This is a genomic window from Devosia oryziradicis, from assembly GCF_016698645.1.
In the GTDB taxonomy this organism is placed as follows: domain Bacteria; phylum Pseudomonadota; class Alphaproteobacteria; order Rhizobiales; family Devosiaceae; genus Devosia; species Devosia oryziradicis.
The window spans coordinates 739,113-756,408 of record NZ_CP068047.1 but is presented as its reverse complement, the minus strand read 5'-3'; the positions used below and the strand labels follow the sequence as shown (position 1 = coordinate 756,408).

Below are 17,296 nucleotides of genomic sequence, written 5' to 3'. Positions count from 1 at the left end.
ATGGATGGGGTAAACCACCTGCCAATCCTGCCCATCCTGATCAGCCTGGCCGGCGTGATCGTCAACCTGGTGCTGGGCGACCATCGTCGCGGGCGCCATACATTTGCGGTCAACCTCGTCATCAGCTCGCTGGGCCTTTGCGCCGCCATCGTTCTGTTCTCGGCGCTGGCCCGGGGTGGCGCCATCGCAGCCTGGAGCTATCCGCTGGGCGCCTGGCCGGTGCCCTTCGGCATCGTCCTGGTGGCCGATCGGCTGGCTGCGACAATGGTGCTGACCACCGCCATCCTCTCACTGGCCGCGCTGCTTTATGCATCGGCACGCTGGCACAGCCGCGGTAGCCACTTCTTCACGCTCTTTCACGCGCTCACCATGGGGCTCAACGGGGCATTCCTGACCGGCGACCTGTTCAACCTGTTCGTCTTCTTCGAATTGCTCTTGGCGGCGTCCTACGGACTGGCGCTCTACGGCGCCGGACGCAATCGCGTTCGTGCGGCGATGCACTATATCGTGGTCAACCTGGTGGCTTCCTCGCTTTTCCTGATCGGCATGGCGCTGATTTACGGCACTATCGGCACGCTGAACATGGCCGACATTGCCAGGGCGGTGCCCCTGATGCGGGAAGGCGATCGAGGCCTGTTCGAGGCCGGGGCGGCAGTGCTCGGCGTGGCTTTTCTCATCAAGGCCGGGTCCTGGCCGCTCCATTTCTGGCTACCCAACACCTATTCCTCGGCGGCTCCGCCAGTGGCGGCCCTGTTCGCCATCATGACCAAGGTCGGCTTCTACGCCATTCTCAGGCTGTGGACCCTTGTATTCGGCCAAGGCGCCGCCGAGGGCGCCGTGTTTGGGCAAGACGTGATGATGGCGCTGGGGGTGGCGACGATTGCCTATGGCAGTATCGGCGCACTGTCCTGCAAGGCGCTTGATCGCCTGGCCAGCTATCTCATCATCGTGTCGGCCGGCACCCTGCTGTTGGCCGTGGCCTATAACGAGCCGGCCGTAACGGCGGGGGCGCTGCTCTATGTGGTCGTGGCGACCCTGGCGGCCGGCGCGCTGTTCCTGCTGAAGGACGTCATCGACCAAATGCTGCCCTCGGAGGCACAGGTGCTCGCCGTCTCGCTCGAACTCTATGGCGATGAAGAGGAGGAGGCAGACGACGACCAGGAAGTGGGCCCGACCATCCCGGCCGGGACGGCCATTGTGGGCTGGTGCTTCGCTATTGCCGCCATCGTTATGGCCGGCCTGCCGCCGTTGCCCGGCTTCATTGCCAAGTTCGCCATGATATCGGGCGCCTTCCAGGCCACCCCGGCGCCTACCGCAATGACGTGGTGGTTCACCGGGGCCCTGATGCTGTCGGGTCTTTTGGTGCTCGTGGCAATGGTGCGCAACGGCATCAACATATTCTGGGCCTCCTTGCCTGACGGCGAGGTGGTGCAACTGCGTCGGCAGGAACTGGCGCCCATCATTGGCCTGCTGGCCCTGTGCGTGGTCATCAGCCTCCTGGCGGGGCCCCTGATGGGGTTCTTCCTTGACGCGGTCAATGTCATCCATGGCCCCGGCGTCTATGCAGGCGCCATATTGCCGGGGGAAGCCCAACCGTGAGACGCCTGCTCCCCCATCCCTTCGTCGCTGCACTGCTTCTGGCTTTCTGGCTGGGCATGCAGCAGTCGGCCGGCCTCGGGCATATCCTGCTGGGCGGGGCAATTGCCATAGCGGCATCGCATCTGGTGAGCCTGGTGGCCACCGATCGCGTCAAGATCCGCAATCCGCATCGCCTCGTTCAGTTGGTGGCCGTGGCGGGACTGGATATCGTCCGATCCAACCTTGCCGTGCTGCTCGTCCTGCTCACCCCCCGCCCCAGTCCCAAGGCGGGCTTCGTCAGGATGAAGCTCGAGCTCACCAGTCCGACCGGGCTGGCGGTTCTGGCCTGCATCATCACGGCCACGCCGGGCAGCGCCTGGCTCGAATATGACAGGGTGTACAATACCGTACTCATCCACGTCTTTGATCTCGTCGATGAGACCGAATGGGTCGAGACGATCCGGGCACGCTACGAAAACCTGCTGCTGGAGATATTCCAATGAGCGTTGCCATCCTGCAATGGAGCCTGCTCGCGGCCCAGACCATGCTGGCCATCGGCATGCTTTGCACGCTATTCCGCATGATCGTGGGGCCACGGGCGCAGGATCGAATCCTGGCGCTCGATGCGCTCTATGTGGTTGCCCTGCTGCTCCTGGTGACCCTGGGCATCCGCACCAATTCCCAGGTCTATTTCGAGCTGGCCTTGCTGATGGGACTGCTCGGCTTCGTCGGCACTGTTGCACTGGCCAAATTCCTGATGCGAGGCGAGGTGATCGAATGATCGACGACCTTCCACTGTGGCTCTCCATCCTGGTGTCGCTGCTGGTCGTTCTGGGCAGCCTGGTGACGATGATGGGTTGCCTCGGCCTTGTTCGACTCGACAGCTTCTATTTGCGCATCCACGCGCCGACCATGGGCACCAGCATGGGTGGGGGATTGGTCCTGCTCGCCTCGGCACTCTATTTCAGCCTCACCCGCGAACGCCTTGTTGTCCACGAACTGGCCATTTTCGCCTTCGTCTCGGTCACCACGCCCGTGACCCTCATGCTGCTGGCAAGAGCCACCCTGTTCCGGGACCGCGTCGAAGGCAACGATGTGCCCGGCCACGGCGACTGATCGCGCTGCGCAAATGGGCGAGGCAGCGTTGGTTCAGGCCGGTGTTTTGCCCGCGGCAAGGGCGTCGCGCAGGGGGAGGTTGGCGGTGGCCCGGAGGTCCAGATCGGCTTCGATGTGGTCGATGTGGACCAATAGCAGTCGGGCTGCTTGTTCGCCGTCCCCCCGCTCCAACGCCGCAAGAATTTCGGCGTGGTCGCCGTGGCCGCAGCTGGACGCGCCCGAGCGCCCGTAGAGGGCAATGACCAGTGATGAGCGCGCCACCAGCTCTTCCATGAACCGCAGCAGGATGGCGTTGCCAGCGACCTCGGCCATGAGCAGGTGGAAATCGCCGGACGCATGAATTTCGGCACGCCGCGCGGTGGGACCACGCTGGTGCAGCAGGCCGCTTTCTATTTCCAGGCGCTCCCGGAACGACGCGATTTCGTTTGGCGTGATGCGCTCTGCTGCTGCCAAGGCCAATCCTGGCTCGATCAACCGGCGTGAGGCGAAAACCTGACGGGCTTCTTCCGGCGTCGGATTGGCGACGAAGGCACCACGGTTGCGCTCCGTCTTGACCAGGCCCTCGAAAGCGAGCGCCTGGAGAGCCGCGCGAACAACCGTGCGGCTCACGTCGAAGAGGGACCCGACTTCTGCTTCATTAAGCTTGGTGCCCGGTGACAGCCGGCGATCGACGATGGCGTCGCGCAGCTGGTCGCGCACCATGGTGGCGCGATCCTCGACATCGGTGGGCACGTCAAACGGGGTGGATATGCGGGACATGTGCCAGTCATAGAAAATATCGCGACCCCGCGATAGCCAGAACTCGCATACACTAAACCGAATGATTGCATACAATCTTGGCAAGTTTCCCAGCCACTGCCTACAATGAAGGCATTTTGTAAACATGCTTACAAATCGACCATCTGCTTAGTGGAGAAAATTCTTAGCCCAAACAATGCGTTACTTGTTTTCGGACGAATTGGCACGAGCGATGCATAGACAACCCCGACGAACGGGGGACGCGGGATGTCAAAAGCTGCCGAAATCGACATCGCATCGGTGTCCAAGATTTATGGCAAGACCACCGCCGTTGATTCCATCAGCTTGAAGATCCCCGCTGGGAGCTATTGCTGCCTGCTTGGACCGTCCGGCTGCGGCAAGACCTCGACGCTGCGCATGATCGCCGGGCACGAAAGCGTGTCCGTGGGCGACATCGTCCTGGGCAAGAGCGTCGTCACGCATCTGCCGCCGGCCAGGCGTGGCACGGCCATGATGTTTCAGTCCTATGCGCTCTTTCCCCATCTCGACCTGGTCGACAACGTGGCCTTCAGCCTCAAGATGGCGGGTATCGAGAAGGCGGAGCGACGGGCGCGGGCGCTCGACATGCTCAAGCTGATGCAGATGGAAGCCTATGCCACGCGCAAGCCCGCGCAACTGTCGGGCGGCCAGCAGCAGCGCGTTGCCCTGGCCCGTGCGCTGATCACGGACCCCGAGGCCCTGCTGCTCGACGAACCCCTGTCGGCGCTCGATCCCTTTCTCAAGATCCGGATGCGCGCCGAGCTCAAGAAGCTCCACAAGCAGTTGGGCATCACCTTCGTGCATGTGACCCATAGCCAGGAAGAGGCCATGGCGCTGGCCGATATCATCGTGGTGATGAGCAATGGCCGCATCGAGCAGGCGGCCAGCCCGCGCGATGTGTTCGAGCGTCCGGCCACGGCTTTCGTCGCGCGCTTCATGGGCGACCACAACGTCATTTCGGGCAAGGTCGTGGGCTGCCCGGACGGGCTGGTCACGTTCGATGTTGTCGGCGGGGGAACCTTCTCGGCCTCGGGCGCTTCGCGGCCGGTCGGTGCCGATATCGATGCCGCCATTCGCACAGACCACGTCCGGATCGGCGAGAGCCCGGTCAAGGGGCTCGGCTTTACCGGGATCGTCTCCAATCTCGAATATCGCGGCGCCACCGTGAAGCTCACCATCGAAGGCGCCGGCATAACCGAATTCACCGCCATCATCACCGATACCGCCTTCTACGCGACCCCGGTCGCGGTCGGCGATGCGGTGCCCCTCCATTGGGATGCCCAGGACGCCATCATCCTGGGCACGCCCAATTCATGATCAAGCCAGCAAACAGGGACATCAGGCTATGACAGAGACGACCAAGAAATCCGGCATTTCCCGCCGTAATGTACTCAAGGGCGGAGTCGCGGCAGCCGCCGGCGCCGCGATCGGCTCGGGCGCCATCACCGGCTTCCCGACCATCTGGGCCCAGAACCCCATCACCCTGCGCCAGTTCGGTACGGGCGTCAGCAACCTCAACGCCATTGCCGAAAAGTGCAAAGAAGACCTCGGCATTACCCTCGAGATGACGGCCACGGACTCCGACGCCGCCGCCCAGCGCGCGGTCACCCAGCCCGACAGCTACGACATTGCCGATATTGAATACTGGATCCTCAAGAAGGTCTTTCCCACCGGCGTGATCCAGCCCATGGATACGTCCAAGCTCACCTACTACGACAAGATCGTGCCGCTGTTCAAAACCGGCAAGCTCTTGCCAGACAGCGTGATTGCCCAGGGCACCGCGCCGCACACCGTTGGCTTTGTCGACTCGCCCGACAGCAAGGAATTCGCCAAGGGCGAAACCGGCTGGTTCACCATGGTGCCCACCATCTACAACGCCGATACCCTGGGCATTCGCCCCGACCTGGTCGGCCGCGAGATCTCGACCTGGGCCGATATCATGGACCCGGCCTTCAAGGGCAAGACCGCCATCATCAACGTGCCGTCCATCGGCATCATGGATGCTGCCATGATCATGGAAGCCATGGGCAACATCACCTATGGCGACAAGGGCAACATGACCACCGAGGAGATCGACAAGACCATCGATTTCCTGATCAAGGCCAAGCAGGACGGACAATTCCGCGCCTTCTGGAAGAGCTTCGACGAGTCGGTGAACCTGATGAGTTCGGGCGAAGTGGTGATCCAGTCGATGTGGTCGCCCGCCGTCGCCGCCGTGCGCTCCAAGGGCATCGAATGCAAGTACCAGCCGCTCAAGGAAGGCTACCGCTCCTGGGGCGGTGGCCTCGGGCTGGCGGCGCACCTGTCGGGCGCCCAGCTCGACGCGGCCTACGAATACATCAACTGGTACACATCCGGCTGGGTCGGCGGCTACCTCAACCGCCAGGGCTACTATTCCGCCGCCATGGAAACGGCCAAGCAGTACATGTCCGAAGACGAATGGGGCTTCTGGATCGAGGGCAAGCCGGCCCAGGGCGACATCGTTGCGCCGGATGGCACCGTAATGGAAAAGGCCGGCGCCGTACGTGACGGCGGCTCGTTCGAAGAGCGCATGGGCAAGGTCGCCTGCTGGAACTCGGTGATGGACGAAGACCGCTACATGGTCCGCCGCTGGAACGAGTTCATCGCGGCCTAAACCCAGCGGGTGGGTGGGCTCAGAGCGAGCGCCACCCACCCGCGATGCTTCCGATGCCCGGGATATTGCCATGAACAACCTCATCGCCCGCGCCACGCCCTACATCCAGGCCACGCCGCTGCTGCTCGTTCTGGGCTTCTTCCTGGCCATTCCCATCCTGATGCTGCTGGTCGTCAGCTTCTGGGACTACGACTTTGCGGGGATGTATCCCGATTTCGTCACCTTCAACTACGGCGAGACGCTGGGCAGCTGGGTTACCTGGAAGACCTATGGCAACACGCTGAAGTTTGCCGTCATCGTCTGGGCGATCACCGCCTTTGTCGGCTTCTGGGTGGCCTATTTCCTGGCCTTCCACGTCCGCAGCGCCACCACGCAGATGATCCTGTTTCTCGTCTGCACCGTGCCGTTCCTGACGTCCAACATCATTCGCATGATCAGCTGGATCCCGGTGCTCGGCCGTAATGGCCTCATCAATTCGAGCCTGGTGGGTGCCGGCGTGATCGACCAGCCCATTGAATGGCTGCTCTATTCCGATTTCGCGGTGATCCTGGCTATGGTGCATCTCTACACCCTGTTCATGGTGACCCCGATCTTCAACACCATGATGCGCATCGACAAATCGCTGGTCGAGGCGGCGCGCGACGCCGGTGCCAGGGACTGGCAGATCATCTGGAACGTCATCCTGCCGCTGAGCAAGCCGGGCATCGCCATCGGCACCATCTTCGTGGTGACGCTGGTGATGGCCGATTTCTCGACCGTACAGGTGATGAGTGGAGGGCAATCCGCGTCGGTGGCGCTGATGATGCGCAACCAGATGTCGCTGCTGCAGTATCCGGCTGCCGCGGCCAACGCCATTGTCCTCCTGGCACTGGTGCTGCTGATGGTCGCGGGAATTCTCCGACTCGTCGATATCCGCAAGGAGCTTTGATATGACCGAGGGAAAACGCAGCCCAGGCTTCTACATCCTGGCCGCCTTCTTCGTGGTCTTTGTCCTGTTTCTCTACGGTCCGCTCTCGGCGGTGTTCATCCTGAGCTTCCAGGGGCCGCAGGGCGGATTGACCTTTCCGCTCAATGGCGTCTCCATCCGCTGGTTCCAGAACCTGTTCGAGACCCAGGCCGTGGGCAATTTCGGCGCCAGCTTTGGCCGCTCGCTTGCGCTGGGACTGATGGTGATGGCGGCGACGGTGCTGGTGTCGCTGCTGGCAGGCCTGGCTTTCCGCCGCCGGTTCGTCGGCGCCTCGCCGCTCTTCTACCTCACCGTGGCCAGCCTGGTCGTACCCTCGATCATCGTCTCGCTCGGCATCGGCGTGCTGTTCCAGCAGATCGGAGTCCAGCCCAACTGGTTCAGTTCCGGCTTCGGTGCGCACCTGACCTGGACATTGCCCTTCGGCGTGCTGATCATGTTCGCGGTGTTCAACCGCTTCTCGCCCGCCTATGAGGAGGCCGCCCGCGATCTGGGCGCCAGTTCATGGCAGACCTTCTACCATGTGCTGCTCCCCATGATCGCCCCCAGCCTGATCGGGGTAGGCCTGTTCGGCTTCTCGCTGAGCTATGACGAATTCGCCCGGACGCTGATGACCTCGGGCAGTTCCAACACACTGCCGCTCGAAATTTACGGCATGACCACCAATGTCACGACGCCCGTTCTCTATGCCCTGGGCACGGTTACGACGGTCTTCTCGTTCCTGGTCATTCTCGTGACGCTAGGCGCCATCCTCTGGGTCAATCGCCGCAGGGCCAATGCATGACCCGCATCGCCGTCATCAATCCCAATACGACACCGAGCATGACTGCCACCATCGCCCACGCGGCGCGGCTGGTGGCGGCGCCGACCACCGAGATCGTCGCGGTGACATCGAGCATGGGGCCGGTATCCATCGAGGGCTATTACGACGAAGCCTTTGCCCTGCCCGGCCTGCTGCGCGAAATCGGCCATGCGGAACGCGAGGGCGCAGCGGCGGCGGTGATCGCCTGTTTCGATGATACCGGGCTGGACGCCGCCCGGGCCATGGTGCGTATGCCGGTTGTCGGCATCTGCGAGGCCGCCCTTGCGACAGCCGCCTTCATTGCCAAGCGGTTCACCGTCGTCACGACCATGGAACGCTCGCGGGTGCCGATCGAAGAACTGGCGCAGCGCTATGGCATGGCCGGACGCGCCCGCATCCGGGCGGCGGATATTGCCGTACTGTCGCTGGAGGATCCCAATTCCGGCGCCCGTGACCGGCTGCGCAGCCAGATCGTTGCCGCCATCGCCCAGGACAATGCCGAGGCGATTGTCCTCGGCTGTGCCGGCATGGCCGACCTCGCCCACACGCTTCAGGCCGAGTTCGGCATGCCGGTCATCGATGGCGTGGGCGCAGCGGTGAAGCAGGCGGAGGCTTTGGTGTCGCTTGGGCTGAAGACCAGCAAGCGCGGCGCTTATGCCGCCCCACTGGCCAAGCGGTACCACGGTGCGCTATCCGAGTTCGCGCCAGCATGAACCGAATTATCCGAAGGCTGCAACTGTCAGAGATCCAGGAACTGCTCAATTGGGCGGCCACCGAAGGGTGGAATCCGGGCCTTGATGACGCTGTTGCTTTCCAGGCGGCCGATCCGAACGGCTTCATCGGCGCATTCGTCGACGACGTCATGGTCGCCGGCATATCTGCTGTGGCCTACGATGCACATTTCGGCTTCATCGGGCTCTACATCTGCCATCCGCGCTGGCGGGGACAGGGACACGCCAGGGCGGTATGGGACGCGGCCATGGCCTATCTTGGCGACCGCACCATCGGTCTTGATGGCGTTCCCCAACAGCAGGCCAACTACGCCAGAATGGGTTTTGCCGGTGCCTACCGGACAATTCGCATGAGCGGGATGCTGACCACGCCAGATCGCCCGTTGCCTTCCGTGCAGCTCGAGGAGATTGGTGCGGTCGACCGGCAATGCTTTCCAGCACGCCGGGACGAATTTCTGCGTCGCTGGGTTGCCGCGCCGCGAATGTGCAGCAGCCGCCGAACGGATGGTGTCTTGGATGGCTATGCCGTGTCCAGAGCCTGCCAGGAAGGTCACAAGATCGGTCCGCTGTTTGCACAGAGCGTCGAGGCGGCGCTCGAACTGCTCGCGATCCGCTCGGGGCCCATCCATATCGACGTTCCCGCCTACCAGACCGGCTGGATCAGGGAATTGTCGCGCCTTGGCCTCGAGCGGGGCTTCGAGACGCAAAGGATGTACCGCGGTCGCGCCCCATCCATCCGCGCCGACAGCGTGTTCGGCGTTTCGACCTTGGAGCTGGGCTGACGGAGCCGGAGCTCAATTGCCGGTGGGGACGAGACGGAAATCATTGCCTTCGGGCAGAAGCTGGCCGCCATCCACGACGATCGTCGTGCCGGTGATGTAGCTTGCCTCGTCGGAGGCGAGGAACAGGAAGGCATTGGCCACGTCGCGCACGCTGCCCAGCCGCCCGAGGGGAATCGCTGCCAGCATCGAGGCGATGTGGGCGTCTCCGCGCCCTTCCTGGATACCCTCGGTCATGATGTTTCCCGGCTCGACGCCGTTGACGGTGATGCCGAAGCTGGAAAATTCCAAGGCCGCAGACCGAATGAAGCCGTTGATGCCGGCTTTGGTGGCCCCATAGTGACCATGACCCGGGCTGGTCACGTACGGACCGGTGATCGAAGACGTGAACAGGATGCGGCCCGACCTCTGCGCTTTCATGACCTTGAAGGCGGCCTTGGCAGCATGGAAGCTGCCGCGCAGGTTGACCCCCATGACGCGGTCCCAGTCGGCGGACGACGTGTCCTCGATCAGTTGCCAGGGATAGATGCCGGCATTCTGCACGATGATATCGAGGCGACCGAATTTGGAGACCGCAAGGGCCACCGCAGCCTCGGCGTCCGCATATTTGGATATGTCGGTTTGGATGAATGTGGCGCCGATTTCGTCGGCCGTCGCCTGACCGGCTTCAGGCTCCCAGTCGGCGAGAACGACATTGGCGCCTTCTTCGATGAAGCGGATCGCCGTACCTTTGCCGATGCCGCGCGACGCGCCGACGACGATTGCGGTCTTGCCTGCCAGCCGTCCGGTCATGCCAGTTTCTTTCTGATCGTCTGCTTAAGCGTATCGAGCAGCACGGCGGCAAGCACCAGCAGGCCATGGATGACCTGGGTATAATGCGCCGGCAGGCCCATGAGGTTGATCGCGGTGTTGATCGAACTGAGCAAGAGCACGCCCGCATAGACCCCGGGCAAGGCACCAAGGCCACCCTTGAGGCTGACGCCGCCGATCACCACTGCCGCAAAGGCATTGAACAGCATGCCGGCGCCCAGGTTCGCCGTTGCGCCGGAAGTCCGGATGGCCAGCAGCCAGCCGGCCAGGGCCGCGATGGTGCCCGACAGGATGAAGGCAATCATCAGCACCTTGTCGACCTTGATGCCGGCACGAAAGGCTGCCGCCTCGTTGCCGCCGATCATGATCAGGTGCCGGCCGAAACGCGTCTTGGCCATCATGAAGGAGAAGCCGATGAAACAGGCAATGGCGATATAGGCGGTGAGCGGAATGCCGAGGAACCGCTGAATGGCGAGCCAGCGCAACTCATCCGCCAGGTTCTGCGCCGAGCGCCCGCCGGATGCCGCAACGACGAGCCCGCGTACCCAGATGAAGCTCGACAGCGTCACGATGAAGGCATTCATCTTGACCTTGATGACGAGAAAGCCATTGAGGGCCCCGACAACCGCGCCAACGCCCAGCCCCACCAGCAGCGAGGCCGGAACGACCAGCCAGCCGGGCGTAAACGTGATGCCCATGCCAATGCCGGAGGAGGCAAAGAGGATGCCCGCCGCCATGGCGCTAAGCGCTGCCACCGACTCCACCGACAGGTCCATGTGCCCGGCAATGATGACCAGGGCCAGGCCGATCGACATCACCCCCAGCACAGAGGATTGCTCGATGATGTTGGCGAAGATGCCGAGCTGGAAATAGTTGGGCACGGTCGCCGAGAAGATGGCGAGAACGGCGAGCAGCATGAACCAGACGAGATTGTCGAGCACGAATTCAAGGCTGCGGCGTTGGCTGGGCTGCATCGCGATCTCTCGGGATATTATGGGTGCCGGGGAGGCTCCTCCCGCGGGGCGGAAGGAGCCGTTGCGGATTACTCGACCGACGTCACCGGTGCGGCCGGCGGCTTGAGATTGCCCCAAAAGGACGGGTCGTCGACATTCTCGGGCGTAATCGCGGCGCCCGGAATCTTGATCGTCGGTCCCCAGGCTTCGTCCGTTACCACCGAGGGCAGGCCGAGCACGTCATATTCGCCGGGTTCGATCGGCTCCTTGGCGACCAGCTTGTCCATGAACATGGCGACGGCAGCCGCCTGGGCATAGAGCGGCTGTTCGACTTCGACCTGCATCCAGCCATCGCGGATCATCTGCAGGGCCACCGGCGCGCCGTTCGAGCTCATGACATAGACGTCGCCCGGCTGCTTGCCGGCCGCTTCAAGCGAGGCGACCGCCGCAACCGAGAGATGGGCGGCATGGCTGAAGACGATGTCGATGTCGGGATTGGCCAGAAGCTGGTCGGACACGATCGTGCCGGCATTGCTGGCTTCCCACATCATCGCGGGCTGGCTGATGATGGTGACTTCCGGGAAGGCCGCCATGCGCTCCTCGAAGCCCTTCTGGATGTCCAGGGTATAGGGGTCGCCGGGGTCGCCCAGCACTTGGAGCACCTTGCCCTTGACCGAGCCGTTCTTCTCGGTGAGCAGGCGTTCGACCTGCTCGGCGGCGACATAGCCGATCTCGACCGTGCCGGCGACGGAGGTGAAGTCCGAGACGGTGGACGAAATCTGGCGGTCGAACTCGATCACCGGAATGCCGGCGGCGCGGGCGGCATCGACCGATGGGGCCAGGGCGTTGAAGTCGACGGCGGCAAGGATGATCGCCTTTGGCGCCAAGGCGATGACGTCGTTCATCTGCGATTGCTGCAGGTCGGTCTTGTTGTCGGCGTTGAGCGTGGTGAGGTCATAGCCGACCTGCTCGAGGAACATTTCGAGCGCGCTGACCGAGCCGGTCTGGAACTCATCGAGCAGGGTGGGGACCATGTAATAGACCATGCCCTTGTCCTGGGCGTAGGCGGGGTGCAGCAAGGCGGCCGTACCGGCCAGAAGAACCATGCCGTGTTTCAACAACTGCTTCATTCGTCGCTCCCTGTAGCCGGATGGCTATTCCCCCGCGCCCGCGACCGGTCCGGCACCGGCCAGGGTTTCGCCGGTGATCATGCCGATCACTGCGTCCGCGTTTGTCTGCTTGGTCGGCACGTCGCCTGCGACCACGCCCTGGCGAATGACCACCATCCGGTCGGCGACCTGGAAGGCCTGCTGCATGATGTGGGTGATGATGACCACGCCAATGCCCTGTGCTGCCACCTGGCGGATCATTTCGAGCCCGCGCTTGGTCTGCTCCACCCCCAGCGCCGCGAAGGGCTCGTCGAGCAGCACCAGCTTGCCGCCCCAATGGACAAAGCGATTGAGTTCGATCGCCTGCCGCTGCCCGCCCGAGAGGTGTTCCACCTTGGTGCGAAGCGAGGGGATACGCGTGCCCGCACTCGCCAGGGCCTTGGCCACCTGTTCTTCCATGCGCGCCTCGTCGAGCACCTTGATGCCCATGACCGGGCGGGTCAGCTCGCGGCCCATGAAGAAATTGGCGACAACATCGACGTTGGTGCAGAGCGACAGGTCCTGGTAGACGGTCTCGATACCCGCCGCCTTGGCTTCGGACGGTGATTTGGGACGGAAGTCCCGACCCTCGAAGCGCATGCTGCCGGAGCTGGCCTCCAGACCTCCCGAGATGATCTTGACCAGCGTCGACTTGCCGGCACCATTGTCGCCGAGCAGGGCGATGACCTCGCCCTTGGCAATGGAAAACGAAACGCCCCGCAGGGCCTGTACGGCGCCGTAGCTCTTGGTGATGTTGTCGAGCGTGAGCAGTTCTTCGGTCATGCGGCCATTCCGTTCGAGAACGGATCGCGCTTGCGGGCGCGACCGGGTGAAGACGTGGGTTCCTGGCGTGGCGACAGCACTCCGGAAACAGCGAGGGCAGCAGCGCCCCGCAGCACTGACTGGTTGGCCAACGAGGCAATGACCCGGGGCGTGGTCCGATCGTAGCGACTGGAAATGGACGTCTGCAGCTGCTCTGTCGTCGCCACCAGGGCAGCAATCAGCTCGCTATGTGCGATCCCGCCCAACACAATCGTCTGGGGGTCGAAGAGGTTTTCGATAGTGCGGATGGCGCTGTGAAAGATCGGCGTCACCTCTTTCACCCAATCGGCTTCGCTCTGGCCCTGCCGACGGTTGCTGAAGCTGTCAAGCGAGAGGTAGCGCTCGAGGCATCCCGTATTGCCACAAGGACAGGGCAGTCCGCCGGGAATGGCCTGGATGTGCCCGATCTCACCGGCATTGCCCCAGGCGCCGCGCAGCGGCACGCCGTCCTGCATCATGGTGCCACCCAGTCCGGCGCCCAGATGGAGATAATAGAACTGGCGCACCGAGGCACCCTCTCCGTAGAGGCGAACGCCCAGTGCAGCCGCTACCGTATCGACCGCAATGAAGGTGGGGAGTTTTGTCACTTCCTCGAGCCGCGCCCGTACCGGCACCCCCGCCCAGCCGTCCAGCGTCGTGGGACCCACAAAGCTCATGGCCTGCACGTCGAACGGACCAGGCATGGCGAACCCGACGCCCAGGATGCGGCCCGCTGGCCGAAAGGCACGAACCTCGGCCACCAATTCCTCGATCAATTCAAACGCCTGCTTGGGCGTGGGATGCGGGCAAGCACGACCTGCGCTTCCCAGCAGGTCCCCGGCCAGGTTCATCAGCGCCGCCTCGACCCCGAGCGGGGTGACGGTCAGGCCAATGGCGTAGCCGCCATCTGGATTGATGTTGAGAATGGTTGCAGGCAGGCCGCGGCCTTTCGGAGCGCGGCGGGAGGACAGCAAATAGCCCTGCTCTTCCAGTTCGCGGACGATGGTGGAAACCGTCTGCACGGTCAGGCCCACGCGCTCGGCAATCTCACCACGCGTCTGCGGCCCGTCATTGCGGATGCACTCGAGCACGATGCGCCGGTTGTAAGGCCGCGCCTGCTCCTGATTTGTCCCCCGCAACACCATGGCGTCACCCTTCACCCAGCGCTCACACTGACACCGAGGATTTATTATGTCAAATGGAGTTCAAAAATCGATGGGGCGTCGACCGTGATGTCGAAAGGAGGAGATTGGATTGTCGGATCGCTCAGTCCATGCCCGTTCGTCCCGGCCCCATTCCTGCAAGCCGGGGATCCCAGTCGCGCTAGGCGGTGTTACTGGAGCAGGTTCACAACGGTCTCCTGCAATGATCCAGCCGTGAATGGCTTAGTCAGCACTCGGGTACGCACATCCAGATCACCGTGCCCCAGGACAGCCTTTTCCGCGTAGCCGGTGATAAACAGGACAGGCAGCGTCGGCGCCCAGGCGCGCAGGGCATCGGCAAGCTGCCTGCCGTTGATGCCGTTGGGCAAGCCCACATCGGTCACCAGCAACCCGATATTGGCGCCACCTTCGAAAATGCGTAGCGCCGAGGGGCCGTCCGGCGCCTCCAGCACCGCAAAACCGAGCTCGCGCAACTGTTCGGCCACGGCCATGCGAATAAGGTTTTCGTCATCAACCAACAGCACTGTCGTGTCGGTCTTGCGCGTCTCGACCGTTGCGCCCGGTGACTCTGGCCTGGGCGTCTCCAATTCTCCGGCAAAGCGCGGCAGGTAAAGCGTGATCCTTGTACCAGCGCCGAGATCGGTCTCGATTTCCACGTTGCCGCCGGACTGTCCTGCAAAACCGTAGACCATGCTGAGGCCCAGACCTGTGCCACGGCCGATCGGCTTGGTCGTAAAGAACGGATCGAAGGCGCGCGCCACGACTTCCGGCGTCATTCCGGTCCCGGTATCTGCGACGGTCAGGCAAACATAGTCGCCCTCCGGCAAGCCCAGTTTGCTGGCCTTGGCGCCATGCGCGTGCATGTTCTCGCCGCTGATGGTGAGCGAGCCGCCCTCTGGCATGGCGTCGCGCGCATTGATGCAGAGGTTGAGGAGGGCGTTTTCCAGCTGGCTGACATCCACAAAGGTGGGCCAGAGCCGCTCATCCATTTCGGTGGAAACGGCAACCGCTGGCCCCACGCTTCGGGTGATCAGTTCAATCATGCCCTCGACCAATGTGGCTACATTGGTGGGGGTCGGATCGAGCGTCTGACGGCGAGAGAAAGCCAGCATGCGCTGGGTGATCGCCGCTGCGCGTTTTATCGCCTCAGAAGCCCCGGTAATGTAGCGCCCGATTTCCGCGATGCGCCCCTGTTCCAGGCGACGGGCCATAATATCGAGGCTGCCGCCCACGCCGGCCAGGATATTGTTGAAATCGTGGGCCAGGCCGCCTGTGAGTTGCCCCACCGCTTCCATCTTCTGGGATTGGCGAAGGGTTGCCTCTGCCGCCATGAGATCAGCCGTCCGTTCGGCCACCATGGCCTCCAGATCGCGGTTGATCTCGGCCAGTTTCGCGATCACGCCAACCCGTTCGATATGCGACCAGGAACGCTCGGTCACTGCCAGCAGCAGCGTCAGCTCGCGGTCGGTCCAGCGTCGGGGGAGTCGGTCATGGATGGCCATCAACGCGGTCAGCTTGCCGTTTTTGACAAGCGGCATGCAGATGGTTGCGCGGATGCCGATGGCCTGAAAGGTCGCGGCTTCGTGGGGCGCGATGTCGACTTCATTGTCGTTGATGATCAGGGGCTGTCCCGCCCCCAAGCGTTCCACCGCCAGTTCGCCGAAATCGGCGAGGCGATAGTGACCCACGATGGTTGAACCATTGTCCGACCAATCACCACGAATGGTAAACCCGTCGCTATCCTGATCCATGTCTGCATAGGCGCAACTGGTGACCCCCAGATGTTCCCCGACCAGCTTGGTGGTGATCGCCAGGACTTCGTTGGCGTCGGTGAGCGCGATCGTCGCCTGACCAAGCTCATCGAGAAACCGGAGCCTCTCCTCGCTGCTGCGCAGCAATAGCTCGGCGCGAGCGCGTTCCACCGCGTCCCAGGTCCGCATCAGCGTTTCCTCGGCGAGGGCTATGTCTTCTGCCGACCACTGGCGCGGGGAATGATGATGAATGAAGAGCATGGCGCGGAACGAGCCGAAGCGATGGAGTGGCACCGCCATGACCGAGCGCGTTGAAATGGCGGCGAAGGCTTGAGCACCCTCGTTGACCCTGGGATCGATGTTGACGTCATCGACGGTCATGGTCTGGTTGGCCCGCAATTCAGCGATAATGGCCGGCCCGAAGGCCTCCATCCGGTGAGCCCCAGCCACAGTTGGGATCGTGCCATCAGTCCAGTCGCGCTCGACCAGGACAAATTCGCCTGATGCGTCTATGTCGCCGTAGCCCACGCGGGCCGCACCCAACCTCGATCCGAGCAGCTCGGAAGCCCGAAACATCGCCTCGGCAGGGTCCGCCGCCCTTCTGAGTTCGCTATCGAGAGCCAGGCGGAAATCGGCAAGCCGCTGCGCTAGCACTTCAGCTGTGGTTTCGATGCAGGAACAGACCATTCCCCCGATGGCGCCGGTGTCGTCAAAGAGGGGCGAATAGGAGAAAGTGTACCAGGTGTTTTCCGGCGCGCCGTGCCGCTCCATCACCAGGTGCATGTTTTCCATCCAGGTGGCCTGGCCGGACAGGGCCTTTTCAATCAGGGGCCAGATTTCGTGCCAGATCTCTGGCCACACATCCTTGAACGGCCTGCCCATCGCCTTGGGATGACGGCCGCCAAGTATGGGCGCATAGCCGTCATTGTAGATAAAATTGAGCTCGGGCCCCCAGGCGACGAACATGGGTTGGCTGGAATTCAACATGAGGTTGATTGCTGCGGTCAGCGACTGGGGCCACGCGGCAATAGCGCCGAGGGAGTTTCCGGACCAATCCAGCGATCGGACCAAAGCGCCGCATTGGCCACCCTCGATCAGTCGGCTCATGCCTGCATGTCCCCCAGAATCAAGCAACTAGACCTCCAAACCAGATTACCCGTCCAATTGCATTGTTGACTACGCCGAGGGCGACCATCCCGTTCGACGACCGTTCCAGGCCCGAACTCGCTCGTTGCACGGAGGTCGAAGTCCACCATTGCGACTTTTTCTCCCGGCGCGCGGAGATCAA

At 63.0% G+C, this 17,296-nt stretch carries 17 protein-coding genes; 10 read left to right on the top strand and 7 right to left on the bottom strand.

Annotation, left to right across the window (positions count from 1 at the left end):
• From JI749_RS03785 to mnhG, 4 genes are read left to right on the top strand one after another with little or no spacing between them, the layout of a single operon-like run.
• Nucleotides 1-1,599: a monovalent cation/H+ antiporter subunit D gene (locus tag JI749_RS03785; protein ID WP_201659286.1), complete on the top strand. Its 1,599-nt coding sequence runs from the start codon at nt 1-3 to the stop codon at nt 1,597-1,599.
• Nucleotides 1,596-2,081: a Na+/H+ antiporter subunit E gene (locus JI749_RS03780; protein WP_201659283.1), complete on the top strand. Its 486-nt coding sequence runs from the start codon at nt 1,596-1,598 to the stop codon at nt 2,079-2,081. The genes JI749_RS03785 and JI749_RS03780 overlap by 4 nt, the downstream gene beginning before the upstream one ends.
• Entirely contained in the window at nt 2,078-2,359 is a 282-nt protein-coding gene (locus JI749_RS03775) for a K+/H+ antiporter subunit F (protein WP_201659280.1), read from the top strand. Before JI749_RS03780 ends, JI749_RS03775 begins: the two co-directional genes overlap by 4 nt.
• A complete protein-coding gene (gene mnhG / locus JI749_RS03770) occupies nt 2,356-2,694 on the top strand; it encodes a monovalent cation/H(+) antiporter subunit G (protein ID WP_201659277.1) in 339 nt (112 codons plus the stop codon). The genes JI749_RS03775 and mnhG overlap by 4 nt, the downstream gene beginning before the upstream one ends.
• A gap of 33 nt (nt 2,695-2,727) precedes the next feature.
• On the opposite strand, the gene JI749_RS03765 is transcribed toward mnhG, so the two are convergent.
• Nucleotides 2,728-3,453 (bottom strand): GntR family transcriptional regulator, encoded by a 726-nt coding sequence (locus tag JI749_RS03765; protein ID WP_201659274.1) that lies wholly within the window; start codon nt 3,451-3,453, stop codon nt 2,728-2,730.
• A 246-nt stretch (nt 3,454-3,699) separates the two neighbouring features.
• Here JI749_RS03765 and JI749_RS03760 point away from each other — a divergent pair, with 246 nt between their 5' ends.
• From JI749_RS03760 to JI749_RS03735, 6 genes are all read left to right on the top strand, one after another.
• Nucleotides 3,700-4,788: an ABC transporter ATP-binding protein gene (locus JI749_RS03760; protein WP_201659271.1), complete on the top strand. Its 1,089-nt coding sequence runs from the start codon at nt 3,700-3,702 to the stop codon at nt 4,786-4,788.
• A 28-nt stretch (nt 4,789-4,816) separates the two neighbouring features.
• On the top strand, nt 4,817-6,106 hold the full coding sequence (locus JI749_RS03755) for an ABC transporter substrate-binding protein (protein ID WP_201659268.1): 1,290 nt from the start codon (nt 4,817-4,819) through the stop codon (nt 6,104-6,106).
• A gap of 70 nt (nt 6,107-6,176) precedes the next feature.
• Nucleotides 6,177-7,034, top strand: a complete 858-nt coding sequence (locus JI749_RS03750; protein WP_201659265.1) for an ABC transporter permease — start codon at nt 6,177-6,179, stop codon at nt 7,032-7,034.
• A gap of 1 nt (nt 7,035) precedes the next feature.
• Nucleotides 7,036-7,854, top strand: coding sequence for an ABC transporter permease (locus JI749_RS03745; protein ID WP_201659262.1), 819 nt, complete (start codon nt 7,036-7,038; stop codon nt 7,852-7,854).
• Nucleotides 7,851-8,585 carry an aspartate/glutamate racemase family protein gene (locus tag JI749_RS03740; RefSeq protein WP_201659259.1) on the top strand — a complete coding sequence of 245 codons (735 nt, stop codon included), beginning with the start codon at nt 7,851-7,853 and terminating at the stop codon, nt 8,583-8,585. The genes JI749_RS03745 and JI749_RS03740 overlap by 4 nt, the downstream gene beginning before the upstream one ends.
• On the top strand, nt 8,582-9,385 hold the full coding sequence (locus JI749_RS03735) for a GNAT family N-acetyltransferase (protein ID WP_201659256.1): 804 nt from the start codon (nt 8,582-8,584) through the stop codon (nt 9,383-9,385). Before JI749_RS03740 ends, JI749_RS03735 begins: the two co-directional genes overlap by 4 nt.
• Before the next feature lie 12 nt (nt 9,386-9,397).
• On the opposite strand, the gene JI749_RS03730 is transcribed toward JI749_RS03735, so the two are convergent.
• The 6 genes from JI749_RS03730 to JI749_RS03705 all read right to left on the bottom strand — a co-directional run bounded on the left by JI749_RS03730 (nt 9,398) and on the right by JI749_RS03705 (nt 17,115).
• Nucleotides 9,398-10,174 carry an SDR family NAD(P)-dependent oxidoreductase gene (locus JI749_RS03730; RefSeq protein ID WP_201659252.1) on the bottom strand — a complete coding sequence of 259 codons (777 nt, stop codon included), beginning with the start codon at nt 10,172-10,174 and terminating at the stop codon, nt 9,398-9,400.
• Complete coding sequence (locus JI749_RS03725) at nt 10,171-11,166, bottom strand: ABC transporter permease (RefSeq protein ID WP_201659249.1); 996 nt, start codon at nt 11,164-11,166, stop codon at nt 10,171-10,173. Before JI749_RS03725 ends, JI749_RS03730 begins: the two co-directional genes overlap by 4 nt.
• A gap of 68 nt (nt 11,167-11,234) precedes the next feature.
• Nucleotides 11,235-12,275 (bottom strand): sugar ABC transporter substrate-binding protein, encoded by a 1,041-nt coding sequence (locus JI749_RS03720; RefSeq protein WP_201659246.1) that lies wholly within the window; start codon nt 12,273-12,275, stop codon nt 11,235-11,237.
• Between the two features lie 24 nt (nt 12,276-12,299).
• Nucleotides 12,300-13,076, bottom strand: coding sequence for an ATP-binding cassette domain-containing protein (locus JI749_RS03715; RefSeq protein WP_201659243.1), 777 nt, complete (start codon nt 13,074-13,076; stop codon nt 12,300-12,302).
• Entirely contained in the window at nt 13,073-14,239 is a 1,167-nt protein-coding gene (locus JI749_RS03710; protein WP_201662515.1) for an ROK family transcriptional regulator, read from the bottom strand. The genes JI749_RS03715 and JI749_RS03710 overlap by 4 nt, the downstream gene beginning before the upstream one ends.
• 188 nt (nt 14,240-14,427) lie before the next feature.
• Nucleotides 14,428-17,115 carry a GAF domain-containing protein gene (locus tag JI749_RS03705; protein WP_201659240.1) on the bottom strand — a complete coding sequence of 896 codons (2,688 nt, stop codon included), beginning with the start codon at nt 17,113-17,115 and terminating at the stop codon, nt 14,428-14,430.
• Between the last annotated feature and the right edge of the window lie 181 nt (nt 17,116-17,296).

Coding starts and splice junctions, on each gene's coding strand:
- JI749_RS03705 (WP_201659240.1), bottom strand. CDS start 17,115: ATGAGCCGACTGATCGAGGGTGGCCAATGCGGCGCTTTGGTCCGATCG.
- JI749_RS03750 (WP_201659265.1), top strand. CDS start 6,177: ATGAACAACCTCATCGCCCGCGCCACGCCCTACATCCAGGCCACGCCG.
- JI749_RS03760 (WP_201659271.1), top strand. CDS start 3,700: ATGTCAAAAGCTGCCGAAATCGACATCGCATCGGTGTCCAAGATTTAT.
- JI749_RS03785 (WP_201659286.1), top strand. CDS start 1: ATGGATGGGGTAAACCACCTGCCAATCCTGCCCATCCTGATCAGCCTG.
- JI749_RS03730 (WP_201659252.1), bottom strand. CDS start 10,174: ATGACCGGACGGCTGGCAGGCAAGACCGCAATCGTCGTCGGCGCGTCG.
- JI749_RS03720 (WP_201659246.1), bottom strand. CDS start 12,275: ATGAAGCAGTTGTTGAAACACGGCATGGTTCTTCTGGCCGGTACGGCC.
- JI749_RS03745 (WP_201659262.1), top strand. CDS start 7,036: ATGACCGAGGGAAAACGCAGCCCAGGCTTCTACATCCTGGCCGCCTTC.
- JI749_RS03715 (WP_201659243.1), bottom strand. CDS start 13,076: ATGACCGAAGAACTGCTCACGCTCGACAACATCACCAAGAGCTACGGC.
- mnhG (WP_201659277.1), top strand. CDS start 2,356: ATGATCGACGACCTTCCACTGTGGCTCTCCATCCTGGTGTCGCTGCTG.
- JI749_RS03725 (WP_201659249.1), bottom strand. CDS start 11,166: ATGCAGCCCAGCCAACGCCGCAGCCTTGAATTCGTGCTCGACAATCTC.
- JI749_RS03710 (WP_201662515.1), bottom strand. CDS start 14,239: ATGGTGTTGCGGGGGACAAATCAGGAGCAGGCGCGGCCTTACAACCGG.
- JI749_RS03740 (WP_201659259.1), top strand. CDS start 7,851: ATGACCCGCATCGCCGTCATCAATCCCAATACGACACCGAGCATGACT.
- JI749_RS03775 (WP_201659280.1), top strand. CDS start 2,078: ATGAGCGTTGCCATCCTGCAATGGAGCCTGCTCGCGGCCCAGACCATG.
- JI749_RS03765 (WP_201659274.1), bottom strand. CDS start 3,453: ATGTCCCGCATATCCACCCCGTTTGACGTGCCCACCGATGTCGAGGAT.
- JI749_RS03735 (WP_201659256.1), top strand. CDS start 8,582: ATGAACCGAATTATCCGAAGGCTGCAACTGTCAGAGATCCAGGAACTG.
- JI749_RS03755 (WP_201659268.1), top strand. CDS start 4,817: ATGACAGAGACGACCAAGAAATCCGGCATTTCCCGCCGTAATGTACTC.